This is a genomic window from Pseudomonas frederiksbergensis (genome assembly GCF_017114915.1).
Classification (GTDB): domain Bacteria; phylum Pseudomonadota; class Gammaproteobacteria; order Pseudomonadales; family Pseudomonadaceae; genus Aquipseudomonas; species Aquipseudomonas frederiksbergensis_I.
In genome coordinates this window covers 79,468-94,409 of the sequence record NZ_JAAUOE010000001.1, presented here as the reverse complement: position 1 = coordinate 94,409, position 14,942 = coordinate 79,468, and the positions used below count along the sequence as shown (strand labels likewise).

Annotated in this window: 14 protein-coding genes; 10 read left to right on the top strand and 4 right to left on the bottom strand. The window is 60.0% G+C overall.

Features of this window, described 5'->3' with window-relative positions; translation table 11 throughout:
* Positions 1–12 precede the first annotated feature (12 nt).
* On the top strand, positions 13–654 hold the full coding sequence (locus HCU66_RS00510; protein WP_205886529.1) for an oxidoreductase: 642 nt from the start codon (positions 13–15) through the stop codon (positions 652–654).
* A 55-nt stretch (positions 655–709) separates the two neighbouring features.
* On the opposite strand, the gene HCU66_RS00505 is transcribed toward HCU66_RS00510, so the two are convergent.
* The 4 genes from HCU66_RS00505 to HCU66_RS00490 form a co-directional block, all read right to left on the bottom strand.
* The gene (locus HCU66_RS00505) at positions 710–994 is read right to left on the bottom strand and encodes a YceK/YidQ family lipoprotein (RefSeq protein ID WP_205886528.1); all 285 of its coding nucleotides are present in this window, start codon (positions 992–994) and stop codon (positions 710–712) included.
* Positions 987–1,619, bottom strand: a complete 633-nt coding sequence (gene ubiX / locus HCU66_RS00500; protein WP_205886527.1) for a flavin prenyltransferase UbiX — start codon at positions 1,617–1,619, stop codon at positions 987–989. Before ubiX ends, HCU66_RS00505 begins: the two co-directional genes overlap by 8 nt.
* Positions 1,616–2,965: a UDP-N-acetylmuramate:L-alanyl-gamma-D-glutamyl-meso-diaminopimelate ligase gene (gene mpl, locus HCU66_RS00495; RefSeq protein WP_205886526.1), complete on the bottom strand. Its 1,350-nt coding sequence runs from the start codon at positions 2,963–2,965 to the stop codon at positions 1,616–1,618. Before mpl ends, ubiX begins: the two co-directional genes overlap by 4 nt.
* Positions 2,966–3,076: 111 nt before the next feature.
* On the bottom strand, positions 3,077–4,990 hold the full coding sequence (locus HCU66_RS00490) for a sigma-54-dependent Fis family transcriptional regulator (RefSeq protein WP_205886525.1): 1,914 nt from the start codon (positions 4,988–4,990) through the stop codon (positions 3,077–3,079).
* 326 nt (positions 4,991–5,316) lie between these two features.
* Here HCU66_RS00490 and exaC point away from each other — a divergent pair, with 326 nt between their 5' ends.
* The 9 genes from exaC to HCU66_RS00445 all read left to right on the top strand — a co-directional run bounded on the left by exaC (position 5,317) and on the right by HCU66_RS00445 (position 14,785).
* Positions 5,317–6,837, top strand: a complete 1,521-nt coding sequence (exaC, locus tag HCU66_RS00485; protein ID WP_205886524.1) for an acetaldehyde dehydrogenase ExaC — start codon at positions 5,317–5,319, stop codon at positions 6,835–6,837.
* Between the two features lie 219 nt (positions 6,838–7,056).
* Positions 7,057–8,427, top strand: a complete 1,371-nt coding sequence (gene eat / locus HCU66_RS00480; RefSeq protein ID WP_205886523.1) for an ethanolamine permease — start codon at positions 7,057–7,059, stop codon at positions 8,425–8,427.
* A gap of 191 nt (positions 8,428–8,618) precedes the next feature.
* The gene (locus HCU66_RS00475) at positions 8,619–10,013 is read left to right on the top strand and encodes an ethanolamine ammonia-lyase subunit EutB (RefSeq protein WP_205886522.1); all 1,395 of its coding nucleotides are present in this window, start codon (positions 8,619–8,621) and stop codon (positions 10,011–10,013) included.
* Positions 10,014–10,021: 8 nt separating this feature from the next.
* A complete protein-coding gene (gene eutC / locus HCU66_RS00470; RefSeq protein WP_205886521.1) occupies positions 10,022–10,846 on the top strand; it encodes an ethanolamine ammonia-lyase subunit EutC in 825 nt (274 codons plus the stop codon).
* A gap of 116 nt (positions 10,847–10,962) precedes the next feature.
* On the top strand, positions 10,963–11,424 hold the full coding sequence (locus tag HCU66_RS00465) for a GNAT family N-acetyltransferase (protein WP_054052383.1): 462 nt from the start codon (positions 10,963–10,965) through the stop codon (positions 11,422–11,424).
* A 267-nt stretch (positions 11,425–11,691) separates the two neighbouring features.
* A complete protein-coding gene (locus tag HCU66_RS00460) occupies positions 11,692–12,348 on the top strand; it encodes a DedA family protein (RefSeq protein WP_205886520.1) in 657 nt (218 codons plus the stop codon).
* A gap of 6 nt (positions 12,349–12,354) precedes the next feature.
* Positions 12,355–13,167, top strand: coding sequence for a M90 family metallopeptidase (locus HCU66_RS00455; RefSeq protein ID WP_205886519.1), 813 nt, complete (start codon positions 12,355–12,357; stop codon positions 13,165–13,167).
* 113 nt (positions 13,168–13,280) lie between these two features.
* Entirely contained in the window at positions 13,281–13,808 is a 528-nt protein-coding gene (ppa, locus tag HCU66_RS00450) for an inorganic diphosphatase (RefSeq protein WP_007933577.1), read from the top strand.
* A 230-nt stretch (positions 13,809–14,038) separates the two neighbouring features.
* Positions 14,039–14,785: a S24 family peptidase gene (locus tag HCU66_RS00445; protein WP_205886518.1), complete on the top strand. Its 747-nt coding sequence runs from the start codon at positions 14,039–14,041 to the stop codon at positions 14,783–14,785.
* The last annotated feature ends 157 nt before the right edge of the window (positions 14,786–14,942 follow it).

Here is a 14,942-nt window from a genome sequence, read left to right as displayed (position 1 = left end):
GGGGGAATGACTATGTACTTGACGCCTCAGCATGTATTGCTTGCCGGAGCTACCGGGTTAACCGGTGAACATTTGCTTGACCGTCTGCTCAATGAGCCAACGATTACACGAGTATTAGCCCCCTCACGCCGGCCACTGGCCGAGCATCCTCACCTGGAAAACCCGGTCGGTGACCCGACGGTATTTCTGCCGCAACTGAACGGTCGCGTCGACGTCGCCTATTGCTGCCTCGGCACCACGATCAAACAGGCCGGCTCCGAGGAAGCGTTTCGCGCGGTGGACCTGGACATGGTCGTGGCCTTCGCCAAACGTGCACGGGAAATGGGCGCACGGCACTTGATCGTGATCAGTGCCTTGGGAGCCGACCGCAGATCCCCGAATTTCTATAACCGGGTCAAAGGCGAGATGGAACACGCTTTGCGGGCGCAGAATTGGCCGCAGTTGACCATTTGCCGGCCTTCGCTGTTGTTGGGCGATCGTGCCGAGCCGCGACTGGCCGAGCGGGTCGCCGGCCCGTTGTCGAAATTGATTCCGGGCAAATACCACGGCATCGAAGCCTGCCAACTGGCCCGCGCCATGTGGCGCCTGGCGCTGGAAGAACAGGATGGCGTGCGGATTGTCGAGTCGGATGAGTTGCGCAAGTTAGGCAAATAATTGCGCAGTGCCTGAATGGACGCCTTCGCGAGCAACATCGATTCAAAGCCGAGCGCTACAAACCACCCGTCGCTTGAAAACTTACGCCAATCACCGTCAACAACGACAGCGGCAATAACAGCGTATCAAGCAACGCACTGGCCGGCAGATCAACGCCGGGATAACTCGGCGCCTCTGCGCCAAATCTGTCCATGGCGCAGCAACCGCCGTTCAGCGCATACAAATCCAGACGCGTCCCCGAATACACCACCGGCGCCCCTGGCTTGGCGGCATCGAGGGTGCGCGCCGTGGCGCAGCCCGCCAGTTGCAAGGTCAGCAGAATGATCAGCAGTTTATTCATCGCTGCTCAAATGGTGTTCGCCCCAGCGCGGCAGCATGTCTTGTGGAATGCTCAGCAGATTGAGGATTCGCGCCACGACGAAGTCGATCAAGTCATCGATGGTTTGCGGCTGATGATAGAAGCCCGGTGACGCCGGCAGAATCGTCACGCCCATGTTCGACAGCTTGAGCATGTGCTCCAGATGAATGCTCGAATACGGCGCCTCGCGCGGCACCAGAATCAGCTGACGGCGCTCCTTCAACGTGACATCGGCAGCCCGCTCGATCAAATTGTTGCAGGCCCCGGTCGCGATAGCCGACAAGGTTCCGGTGGAACACGGCACCACCACCATCGCCGCTGGCGAGCCAGAGCCCGACGCCACCGGCGACATCCAGTCTTCCTTGCCATAGACCCGAATCTGCCCGGCGGCGGCGCCGGTGTATTCGGTGAGGAAGGCTTGCATCATCTGCGGCTTGGACGGCAGCGTGACATCGGTCTCGGTGGCCATCACCAGTTGCGCGGCCTTGGAAATCAGGAAGTGCACCTCGCGGTCCTCACGCACCAGGCAGTCGAGCAGGCGCAAGCCGTACTGGGCGCCCGAAGCGCCGGTCATCGCCAGCGTGATGCGTTCCGGACCGTTGTTCATTGCAGCGCCTCGGCCAGTTTACCGTGCAGGCCGCCGAAGCCACCGTTGCTCATGATCACCACATGAGTGCCGGGTTGGGCCTGGCTCTTCACGCGTTCGATGATGCCTTCCAGCGAATCGCTGACGATCGACGGCACCGTGCACAATGCTGCAGTGGCGCCCAAGTCCCAACCGAGGTTGGCCGGCGAATACCAGATCACCTGATCGGCATCGACCACGCTTTCCGGCAAGCCATCGCGGTGGGCGCCGAGCTTCATGGAGTTGGAGCGCGGTTCGATGATTGCGATCAACGGCGCATCGCCAATGCGCTTGCGCAAACCGTCGAGGGTGGTGGCAATGGCGGTCGGGTGGTGAGCGAAATCGTCGTAAATGGTGATGCCACGGACTTCCGCGACCTTTTCCATCCGGCGCTTCACGCTTTTGAATGCGCTCAGTGCCGCAATGCCCATCGACGGCACCACGCCAACGTGGCGAGCAGCCGCCAGCGTAGCCAAGGCGTTGGCGACGTTGTGCTGGCCGGTCATGTCCCACTCGACCACGCCTTGGGCGACGCCGTCGAACATCACTTCGAATTTCGAACCGTCTTCGCTGAGCAATTTGACCTGCCATTGACCGCCGGCACCAGTGGTTTGCACCGGGGTCCAGCACCCCATGTCGATGACGCGCTGCAAGGCCGGTTCAGTGGTCGGATGGATCACCAGGCCTTCGCTCGGGATGGTCCGCACCAAATGGTGGAACTGCCGCTCGATGGCTGGCAGATCAGGGAAGATGTCCGCGTGATCGAACTCCAGATTGTTCAGGATCGCCGTGCGCGGGCGGTAGTGAACGAACTTGGAGCGTTTGTCGAAAAACGCGCTGTCGTATTCGTCGGCTTCGATCACGAAAAACGGTGTATCGCCCAGACGCGCCGACACCGAGAAATTCTGCGGCACGCCGCCGATCAGGAAACCCGGGCTCATGCCCGCATGTTCCAGCACCCAGGCGAGCATGCTGCTGGTGGTGGTTTTACCGTGCGTGCCGGCCACCGCCAGCACCCAGCGACCTTGCAATACGTGATCCGCCAGCCATTGCGGGCCGGAGACGTATGGCAGGCCCTTGTTCAGCACGTACTCGACGGCCGGGTTGCCGCGGGACATGGCATTGCCGATCACCACCAGGTCCGGAGCCGGATCGAGCTGCGCCGGGTCGTAACCCTGGGTCAACTCAATGCCCTGAGCTTGCAGCTGAGTGCTCATCGGTGGATAGACGTTGGCATCGGAGCCGGTCACGCGATGGCCCAGCTCTTTGGCCAGAACCGCCATCGACCCCATGAAAGTGCCGCAAATACCAAGAATATGAATGTGCATAGTCGACCTCGTAAAACATGGCCGCAGGTTAGCGTAGGGAGGGGAAAATCGCACTCTTTAGCTGTAACCACGCTCGCTCCCACGCTCTGCGTGGGAACGATCAGTCACAACCTAGCGGCCGATACCGTGTTTGCGCAGCTTTCTGTAGAGGGTATTGCGACTGACGCCCAGCTGTTCGGCGGTATGGGTCATGTGCCAGCGCTGCTGTTCTAGCGCATTGAGCAACGCCAACCGCTCGGCATCATCCAGCGGATATTCGGACGGCTCTTCAACCGTCGCCACAGTCACCGGCCGGGCCTGGCGAATCATCGCCGGTAAATCCTCCAGCCCGATCCGACCGCCATCACACAACGCCGCCAGGGTGCGCAGCACATTACGCAACTGCCGCACGTTCCCCGGCCAGGCAAAATCCAGCAAGGCTTGCCGCGCCGGCCCGTCGATCAATACCGTTTCCCCGCCCGCCTCTTCGGCCAGCAAAAAGTCGAGCAACTGCGTTTTGTCAGCGCGCTCACGCAGCGCCGGCAATGCGACTTCCAGCCCATTGAGCCGGTAATACAAATCCTCGCGGAAACTGCCGTCCTGCACCCGTTCAAGCAGGTTGCGGTGAGTGGCGCTGATGATTCGCACATTGACCGATTCCGGCTCACCGCCAATCGGCACCACCTGACGGTCTTCCAGCACCCTTAATAGACGGGTCTGCATGCTCAGCGGCATGTCACCGATTTCATCAAGGAACAAAGTCCCGCCATCGGCCTGCTGCAACTTGCCGCGCATGCCTTCCTTGCGGGCACCGGTGAAGCTACCGCCGCGATAGCCGAACAGCTCGCTTTCGATCAGGCTTTCGGGAATCGCCGCGCAATTCAGGGCAACGAAAGATTTTTCCGACCGTTGACTGGCCTGATGCACGGCTTTGGCGAAGGCCTCTTTGCCTGAGCCGGTCTCGCCGTTGATCAGCAACGGCACGTCTCGTTCAAACACGCGCAAAGCCTTGCGAAAATCCTCCTGCAACGCGGCATCGCCCAGGCAAATGCCTGACAAGCGCGGACGCTCGACAACCATCGGGCTTTGCACCACCGGCACCGGAATGCTGCGCGGCTGCCCGCGCAACACGGCAAACAGCCGCCGCCCGTCACGGGTGCGCAATGGCCAACTGGCGCTGGCATTGGCGCTCGCGCGGCCGAGCAATTCATCCAGCGAGCAGTCGAAAAACGCCTCCACCGGTTTGCCCAACAGCCCACCACGAATATGTCCCAGCAAATTCAGCGCACTCTGGTTCACCGCACAGATCCGCCCTTCCCCGTCAAACGCCAGCAACCCTTCGCTGAACAGCCCGACGGATTCGGCCTGCAAGTGAAAACGCAGCAACCATTGATTGTCGAAGTAGCGCAGGAAATAGCAGCTCTCGATCATCTTCGCCGACAGATTGACCAGGGCCATGGTGTGAAACTGGCTCTGACGCGACACCTCATGGCGCGCCGAAGACACGTCGAGCACCGCCAACAGTTCACCGTGAGGGTCGAACACCGGGCTTGCCGAGCAGGTCAGGCCGGTGTGGCGGCCGCGAAAATGTTCGTCCTGGTGAATGGTCAGGGACTGACGCTCCACCAGGCAAGTGCCGATGCCGTTGGTGCCTTCGCAGGCTTCGCTCCAGTCGGCGCCGAGCCAAAGGCCGGCGCGCTCGAAAATCTTCCGTTCGGCGGGCGCGGTGACGCAGTTGAGGATCACTCCGCGGGCGTCGGTCAGCAGCACCGCGTGGCCGGCGCCAGACAGTTGCTGGTGGAGGCTGGTCATTTCGTTGCCGGCAATCTGCAGCACTTGCTGCAAGCGTTCGCGGCTTTCCAGCACGCGGCCATGTTCCAGCACCGTCGGCGCCATGGTCAGGGCCGGGTCGAGGTGATAGTCCTCAAGACAACGCAGCCAGGAGCGGGCAATGGAAGGATCGCTGCCGGGACCGTGCAGGTGGGATTTACCCTGGGTCACGGTCAACACTTGCTGGGCATGGCGACTCAAATGGTTGTCGTGCATTTCTTATTATTCTCCCCGAGCGGTTTACACCACAGCAGCCATCAAATCCCTGTGACTTAGTCATGCGAGCACCGAGCATCCTCCAGCCTAGCCTCCAATGCAATGCCGGCAAGATCCATCGGTCACAGGCTGTGCCACAAGCGGTACAAAGTGTCACACCGGTTGTACTGCAAGCGTCACAAGCGCCGGCCAGCCGTCCGATAAAAAACACACAAGCCCTTGATTTACCTGACCTGCAAGGCACTGGCCCGACCTTTGCTCTAAGCTTAATGCAGCGCTCTGGCGCGTCCTCCCTTATAAGCACAAAAGCCAAGGAGAAACCCATCATGCGTTACGCTCACCCCGGTACTGAAGGCGCTATCGTTTCGTTCAAGAGCAAATACGGTAATTACATCGGCGGCGAGTTCGTCGCGCCTGTCAAAGGTCAGTACTTCACCAATACCTCGCCGGTCAACGGCCAACCGATTGCCGAATTCCCGCGCTCCACGGCCGAAGACATCGAAAAAGCCCTGGATGCCGCCCATGCCGCCGCCGATGCCTGGGGCGCCACGTCCGCCCAGGCTCGCTCGCTGGTGCTGCTGAAAATCGCCGATCGCATCGAACAGAACCTGGAACTGCTGGCGATCACCGAGTCCTGGGACAACGGCAAAGCCGTGCGCGAAACCCTCAACGCCGACATCCCGCTGGCCGCCGACCATTTCCGCTACTTCGCCGGCTGCATCCGCGCCCAGGAAGGCAGCGCCGCCGAGATCGACGGCAATACCGTGGCCTATCACATCCATGAACCGCTGGGCGTGGTCGGGCAGATCATTCCGTGGAACTTCCCGATCCTGATGGCCGCCTGGAAACTTGCCCCGGCCCTGGCCGCCGGGAACTGCATCGTCCTCAAGCCTGCCGAGCAAACCCCGCTGGGCATCACCGTGCTGATGGAGCTGATCGGCGACCTGCTGCCACCTGGCGTGCTCAACGTGGTGCAAGGCTTCGGTAAAGAAGCCGGCGAAGCCCTGGCCACCAGCAAACGCATCGCCAAGATTGCCTTCACCGGCTCGACCCCGGTCGGCTCGCACATCATGAAATGCGCCGCCGAGAACATCATCCCGTCCACCGTGGAGCTGGGTGGCAAGTCACCGAACATCTTCTTCGAAGACATCATGCAGGCCGAGCCAAGCTTCATCGAGAAAGCCGCCGAAGGCCTGGTGCTGGCGTTCTTCAACCAGGGCGAAGTCTGCACCTGCCCGTCCCGCGCCCTGGTCCAGGAGTCGATCTACGACGAATTCATGCAAGTGGTGATGAAGAAGGTTCTGCAGATCAAACGTGGCGATCCGCTGGACACCGACACCATGGTCGGCGCCCAGGCGTCCGAGCAGCAATTCGACAAAATCCTTTCGTACCTGGACATCGCCAAGGGCGAAGGCGCCGAGCTGCTGACCGGTGGCAAGGTGGAAAAACTCGAGGGCAGCCTGGCGACCGGGTATTACATCCAGCCGACCCTGCTCAAGGGCACCAACAAAATGCGCGTGTTCCAGGAAGAAATCTTCGGCCCGGTGGTGAGCATCACCACCTTCAAGGATGAAGCCGAAGCCCTGGCCATCGCCAACGACACCGAGTTCGGCCTGGGGGCCGGTCTCTGGACCCGCGACATCAACCGCGCCTACCGCATGGGCCGCGCCATCAAGGCCGGTCGCGTGTGGACCAACTGCTACCACCTGTACCCGGCGCACGCCGCGTTCGGCGGTTACAAAAAGTCCGGCGTCGGCCGTGAAACCCACAAAATGATGCTCGATCACTATCAGCAGACCAAAAACCTGCTGGTGAGCTACGACATCAATCCGTTGGGTTTCTTCTAAAAACCGGGGGCGATACAGGTATTTCTGTGTCGCCCTTCAGAAGGCCATCGCGGGCAAGCCCGCGATGGTGTCCTTAAACGCCTCCTTCATCGCCCTGCCGGTCTGGCATGGGCTTTGCTTGCCATCTCTACACGCTGAATGCCATACCCGAAAGTCCAACAGATCAAACAATAAAAAAGACAGAGAGGACTTATGACTTCTACTACGCAGAGAGGACTTATGACTTCTACCACACAGCTCAAACCCACACTCGGCACCCTGCATCTATGGGGCATTGCCGTCGGCCTGGTGATTTCCGGCGAGTATTTCGGCTGGAGTTATGGCTGGGGCACCGCAGGTACCCTGGGTTTTCTCGTCACCGCATTGATGGTGGCGACGATGTACACCTGCTTCATCTTCAGTTTCACCGAATTGACCACCGCCATTCCCCACGCTGGCGGGCCGTTTGCCTATAGCCGCCGGGCCTTCGGTGAAAAAGGCGGATTGATCGCCGGCATTGCCACCCTGATCGAATTCGTCTTTGCGCCACCGGCAATTGCCATGGCCATCGGCGCCTACCTCAACGTGCAATACCCGGAACTGGACCCGAAGGTCGCCGCCGTTGGCGCCTATTTCGTGTTCATGGGCTTGAACATCCTCGGCGTGAGCATCGCAGCCACGTTCGAACTGGTGGTCACCGTGCTGGCGGTCGCCGAGTTGCTGGTGTTCATGGGCGTGGTCGCACCGGGCTTCAGCTTCAGCAATTTCGTACTCAATGGCTGGTCGGGCTCCAACGAGTTCACCATGGCCTCGATTCCCGGCATCTTTGCGGCCATCCCTTTCGCGATCTGGTTCTTCCTCGCCATTGAAGGCGCAGCCATGGCCGCCGAGGAAGCCAAAGACCCGAAACGCACGATTCCCAGGGCTTACGTCAGTGGCATTCTGACCCTGGTGTTCCTGGCCATCGGCGTCATGGTGATGGCCGGCGGTGTCGGCGACTGGCGCCAACTGTCGAACATCAACGATCCGCTGCCTCAGGCGATGAAAGCCGTGGTCGGCAATAATTCGACCTGGATGCACATGCTGGTGTGGATCGGCCTGTTCGGTCTGGTGGCGAGTTTCCACGGGATCATTCTGGGCTATTCGCGGCAGTTCTTCGCCCTGGCTCGCGCCGGCTACCTGCCGGCCTCCCTGGCCAAACTGTCGCGCTTCCAGACCCCGCATCGGGCAATCCTGGCGGGCGGCGTGATCGGCATCGCGGCGATCTACAGCGACGGCCTGGTCAACCTGCAGGGCATGACGCTGACGGCTGCGATGATCACCATGTCGGTATTCGGCGCCATCGTGATGTACATCATCAGTATGCTGAGCCTGTTCAAACTGCGTAAAACCGAGCCGAACCTGGAACGCACCTTCCGCGCGCCGGGCTACCCGATCGTGCCGGGGATCGCGCTGTTTCTGGCGGTGGTGTGCCTGGTGGCAATGGCTTGGTTCAACCCGCTGATCGGGTGCGTGTTCCTGGGTTTCATGGTGGCCGGTTACCTGTATTTCCAACTGACTGCCAAACAGCGCGCCGATGCACCGGCGGATGCGATGCTCGAAGGCGTCTGAGTTGCACCAGCGCCGGGCCAAGTGCCTGGCGTTTGCCCTCTGTAGGAGCGGGCTTGCCCGCGATTGCATCACCGCGGTGCAACTGTTGAACCGAGTTGTTTGCATCGCGGGCAAGTCGGATCGCCGCACCGCCGCTCCCACAGAATGCTCAGTGTTATCAAGACTTGTACTCATCAGGAGGACACCGTCCCATGGCCGTATTTGCCCATACCGTCGGCGCCCAGACCTACCGCTTCGACAGTCTCAAGGACGTCATGGCCAAAGCCAGCCCGGCGCGTTCCGGGGACTTTCTGGCCGGCGTTGCCGCCCTTAACGATGGCGAGCGGGTGGCGGCGCAGATGGCCCTGGCCAACATTCCGCTGACCCACTTCCTGCAGGAAGTGCTGATTCCCTACGAAACCGATGAAGTCACCCGGCTGATCATCGACACCCACGACAAACAGGCTTTTAAAACGGTCAGCCACCTCACCGTCGGCGGTTTCCGTGACTGGCTGCTCAGCGAGGCCGCCGACGAACAGAGCCTGCGCGCCCTCGCTCCAGGCCTGACCCCGGAAATGGTCGCCGCCGTGTCGAAGATCATGCGTGTGCAGGACCTGGTGCTGGTGGCACAGAAAATCCGCGTGGTCACTAAATTCCGCGGCACCCTGGGCCTGCGTGGCCGGCTTTCGACGCGCCTGCAACCCAATCACCCCACCGATGAACCGGCCGGCATCGCCGCCAGCATTCTCGACGGCCTGCTGTACGGCAACGGCGACGCGATGATCGGCATCAACCCGGCCACCGACAGCATCGCTTCGATCTGCGCCATGCTGGAAATGCTCGACGCGATCATTCAGCGCTACGAGATTCCGACACAGGCCTGCGTGCTGACCCACGTCACCACCTCCATTGAAGCGATCAATCGCGGTGTTCCGCTGGACCTGGTGTTCCAGTCGATTGCCGGCACCGAAGCGGCCAATGCCAGTTTCGGTATCAACCTCAATGTCCTGCAGGAAGGTTATGACGCGGGTTTGAGCCTGAATCGCGGCACACTGGGCCAAAACCTGATGTATTTCGAGACAGGTCAAGGCAGTGCCCTGTCGGCCAACGCCCACCACGGCATCGATCAACAAACCTGTGAAACCCGCGCCTACGCCGTGGCGCGCCATTTCAAACCGTTTCTGGTGAACACCGTCGTCGGCTTCATCGGCCCGGAATACCTCTACAACGGCAAACAGATCATCCGCGCCGGCCTTGAAGACCACTTCTGCGGCAAGCTGCTGGGCGTACCCATGGGTTGCGACATCTGTTACACCAACCATGCCGAAGCCGACCAGGATGACATGGACACCCTGCTAACCCTGTTGGGCGTGGCCGGGATCAACTTCATCATGGGCATCCCCGGTTCCGACGACATCATGCTCAACTATCAGACCACGTCGTTCCATGATGCCCTCTACGCCCGGCAAACCCTGGGTCTGAAGCCGGCGCCGGAGTTCGAACAGTGGCTGGCGAGCATGGGCATCTTCACCCAGGCAGACGGCAAAATTCACTTCGGCAACGACCTGCCGCCGGCCTTCCGCCAGGCATTGGCGCAACTGGGATGAGTGTTTATATGGAAAAACTACCCGTCGATCCGCAGAACCCATGGCTGGAACTGCGTCGCCTGACCCCGGCGCGAATTGCACTGGGACGCACCGGCACCAGTATGCCGACCCGCGCGCAGCTGGATTTCCAGTATGCCCATGCCCAGGCCCGGGATGCGGTGCACCTGCCCTTCGACCACACCGGGCTCAGTTCGCAACTGGCCGAACGGGGACGGGAGAGTTTGCTGCTGCACAGCGCCGCCACCGACCGCAACAGCTATTTGCAGCGCCCCGATTTGGGGCGCAAGTTGAGTGATGAGTCGGCGCAGACGCTGCGTGACTACACGCAGGCCCATCCTGGCGGGGTGGATCTGGCCATCGTGGTGGCCGATGGCCTCTCGGCGCTGGCCGTTCATCGCCACACCTTGCCGTTTCTGGCACGTATGGAAGAACAGACAGCCATTGAAGGCTGGTCCCTGTCGCCGGTGATTCTAGTGGAGCAAGGCCGGGTTGCGGTGGCCGACGAGATTGGCGAGCTGCTGGGCGCGAAAATGGTGGTCATATTGATCGGCGAACGCCCTGGCTTAAGCTCGCCAGACAGCCTGGGATTGTATTTCACCTATAATCCCAAGGTCGGACTGACGGATGCCTATCGCAACTGCATCTCGAATGTCCGCCTCGAAGGCTTGAGTTACGGCATGGCGGCACACCGTTTGCTGTATTTGATGCGCGAAGCCTGTCGGCGGCAGATATCAGGGGTCAGTCTGAAGGACGAAGCCCAGGTTCAGACGCTGGAGTCGGACGCAGGAGCAGACTTGAAAGGTAATTTCCTACTCAGCCCATCGGATGCCTGAACCGTTTCCGCATTGCGTTTCTACACCGGTTTCAGGCAGGATCGAAACACGGCTCCGAGTGAGAATCGTTCGCCGCCAGAGCACGTGAAGACAGCCACTTGAAGACGAGACCTACCATGCGGATTATTCAAGCGACCCTCGAACACCTGGATCTGCTGACCCCGTTGTTCGTCAAATATCGCGAGTTTTACGGTTCCCTGCCGTATCCGGACTCGTCCCGGGCGTTCCTCGAGAAACGTCTGCGGCGCAAGGAATCGGTGATCTACCTGGCCCTGGCCGATGACGACAACAACAAACTGATGGGTTTCTGTCAGTTGTACCCGAGCTTTTCGTCCCTTTCGCTCAAACGCGTATGGATCCTCAACGACATCTACGTCGCCGAAGACGCCCGCCGCCAGTTGGTGGCCGACAATCTGATCCGCACCGCGAAGAAAATGGCCAAGGAAACCAATGCCGTGCGCATGCGCGTTTCCACCAGCAGCAACAACGAAGTCGCGCAGAAAACCTACGAATCCATCGGGTTCAAGGAAGACACCGAGTTCAAGAACTACGTACTGCCGATCAGTGACGAACTTTAAGATCCCCAAAAAATCGCAGCTTTCGGCAGCGTCTACATTGGCCGGAGCGACCTCGAACCTGTAGGCGCTGCCGAAGGCTGCGATCTTTTCCCTCAAACTCCGCTACACCTCGACATCCCTCGCTACAAACTCGACGCGTTTTTCACCTTTCACCCCGTATAATGCCCACACCTCCCGGCTCGTAAGAAAAATCACACCCAGCTGTAGTCTTACGCGAAGCCATCCGCACAGGCCTGCTGAGTCGGGCCATCACCACAGGTGCTTTCCATGGATTTCAACCCGATCGACCTTATCTTGCATCTCGACGTCTACCTCGACTTGCTGGTGACTAACTACGGGTCATGGATTTACGCCATTCTGTTTATGGTGATCTTCTGCGAAACCGGTCTGGTGGTGACGCCGTTCCTGCCGGGCGACTCCCTGCTGTTCATCGCCGGCGCCGTGGCGGCGGGTGGCGGCATGGACCCTGTGCTGCTGGGCGGCCTGCTGATGCTGGCGGCGATCCTCGGCGACAGCACCAACTACCTGATCGGCCGAACCGCCGGCGAACGACTGTTCAGCAACCCGAACTCGAAAATCTTCCGCCGCGACTACCTGCAGCAAACCCACGACTTCTACGACAAGCACGGCGGCAAAACCGTGACCTTGGCGCGCTTCCTGCCAATCATCCGCACATTTGCCCCGTTCGTCGCCGGCGTTGGCAAAATGCCTTATCCGCGTTTCTTTGCCTTCAGCATCCTCGGCACCATCCTCTGGGTGGGCGGGCTGGTAACCCTGGGTTACTTCTTCGGCAACGTACCGTTCATCAAGAAAAACCTGTCGCTGTTGGTGGTAGGCATCATCCTGCTGTCGCTGCTACCGATGATCATCAGCGTGATCCGCAGCCGCCTCGCTAATGCCGCGTCCAAAGCCGAACCCCGCTGACTGACGATGTGGTCCCTTAGCGCCTGGCGACGCCGGCGTACCCTGGCCAGGCATCCGATTGCCGACGACATGTGGCAACGGGTGCGCCATCACCTGAGTTTTCTCGATGGCATCAGCGCGGCCGAAGACCGGTGGCTGCGCGAAGCTTGCGTGCTGTTTCTGCAAGACAAACACCTGACCGCCCTGCCCGGCGTCGAACTCCATCAGGAACAACGCCTGCTGCTCGCGGCCCAGGCCCAATTGCCGCTCATGCATTTGGGCGATCTGAACTGGTATCAGGGCTTTCACGAGATCATCCTCTACCCCGACGATTTCCTCAGCCCCCAGCGCCATCGCGATGCCAGCGGCGTCGAACACGAATGGGACGGCGAACACAGCGGCGAAGCCTGGCAGCAAGGCCCAATCATCCTCGCCTGGCCTGGCGTGATGGCCAGCGGTGGCTGGGAAGGTTACAACCTGGTGATCCACGAACTCGCGCACAAGCTCGACATGCTCAACGGCAACGCCAATGGCCTGCCACCGCTGCACGCCGACATGCGCGTCAGCGACTGGGCCAGGGTCATGCAAGAGGCCTATGACGACCTCGACGGGCAATTGGAGCGCCACCCGGACGCTGAAACCGCCATCGACCCGTACGCGGCGGAAAACCCCGCCGAATTCTTCGCGGTCACCAGCGAATACTTCTTCAGCGCCCCGGACTTGCTGCATGAGGCTTATCCACAGGTCTACGAGCAGTTGAAGTTGTTTTACCGTCAGGATCCACTGGCCCGTCTACGGCAACTTCTGGCCGAGAACCCTGTCTATCAGGCACACGACTAAGGTCTACACGACCTCTGGCACATAGCAACGGTGGCGGAATATGCCTATAATCGCCGCCACTTTTTGGTCAATCCGGCCAAGTGTTTTTGGTCAACTAACGGGGGCACCGCCCAATGAGCTACAGCAAGATTCCGGCTGGCAAAGACCTGCCGAACGACATCTACGTCGCGATCGAGATCCCGGCCAACCACGCGCCGATCAAATACGAAATCGACAAAGACAGCGACTGCCTGTTCGTTGACCGTTTCATGGCCACCCCGATGTTCTACCCGGCCAACTACGGTTACATCCCGAACACTCTGGCTGACGACGGCGATCCCCTCGACGTGCTGGTCGTGACCCCTTACCCGGTTGCTCCAGGTTCGGTGATCCGCGCGCGTCCAGTCGGCATCCTGAACATGACCGACGACGGCGGCGGCGATGCCAAAGTCATCGCAGTCCCACACGACAAGCTGTCCCAGCTGTACGTGGACGTGAAGGAATACACCGACCTGCCAGCCCTGCTGATCCAGCAGATCGAGCACTTCTTCGCGAACTACAAAGACCTCGAAAAAGGCAAATGGGTGAAAATCGAAGGCTGGGACGGCGCAGACGCCGCCCGCGCCGCGATCACCAAGTCGGTCGCTGCCTACAAAGGCTGAGAAGCAACGGTTAGCTTCTAACCTCACGCTTCAAGAAAAACCCCGGTTGATCCGGGGTTTTTTGTGGGCGCTGGAAATACGCCCTTAACAATGCGTTTGCGGCCTCCTGGCCTGGGTTTTTACCTGTTTAATTCTTACAAAAAGCGTCTTACATCCAGTCTTAAATTTCCGTCGAAATTTGAACGGGTCGTTTATTCAAAGCCCCATCCTGCGCCAGTAGACTCGTGTTTATGAAAAAGAACACTAGCGGCCCACGGTTTAGAGCGCTCCTCGAAGCGGCGAACATCACGACGACAGGATTCGCCGCTTTCTTCGACACGGAAGCGCAAAATATCCACAACTGGTACACCCGTGGTGTGCCCGCCTATCGCATGGAAGAAGTCTCCCGATTACTGTCCGTCAACAGTGACTGGCTGAAAACCGGCGAAGGTCCGAAAGAGTCCTCACGCCTGCGTGTGCTCGACGAGTCCGGCAACACCTTCGACGCCCAGGCCATCCGGGGCATCTACACGGTGATCGAGCCCATCGACGTCGAACTGCCCTTCTTCAAAGAAACCGCCACCGCTCCAGGTTCCAACAAAACCCACGTCGTCGAAGACCCTGGCCAATCCATCCGCCTGCCCCACAGTCACCTCGACTCCCTGGAAATCAAACATGCTGATGCCATTTGCACCCACATGATCGGTAACAGCATGGCCGAAAGGATTGAAGACGGTTCTACACTCGCCATTGATCGCGGGCTTACGCAGATTATCGACGGCGAGATCTATGCGATCGAGCATGACGGAATGTTACGGATCAAGTACCTGCACCGGATGCCGGGAAATGCACTGCGGCTGCGCAGCCACAACAGGGCTGAGTATCCGGATGAGATCTTCAGTGCCGAACAGATCGACAAGCAGAACATCAGGGTGTTGGGGTGGGTATTTTGGTGGTCGACACTCAACAAACGCAGACCGTCCGTACCGTTCCTGTAAATACGAAGCCCTGTAGCAGCTGCCGAAGGCTGCCTTCGGCAGCTGCTACGCCTCAGCGCTATCGCTCTACCCCGCACGCCAAGCTGGGAATTCCTCAAAAAAATCAGTATGCTGCGCCCCACATTTGCGCATCGACCCTTTCCAAGGCTCAGATCGC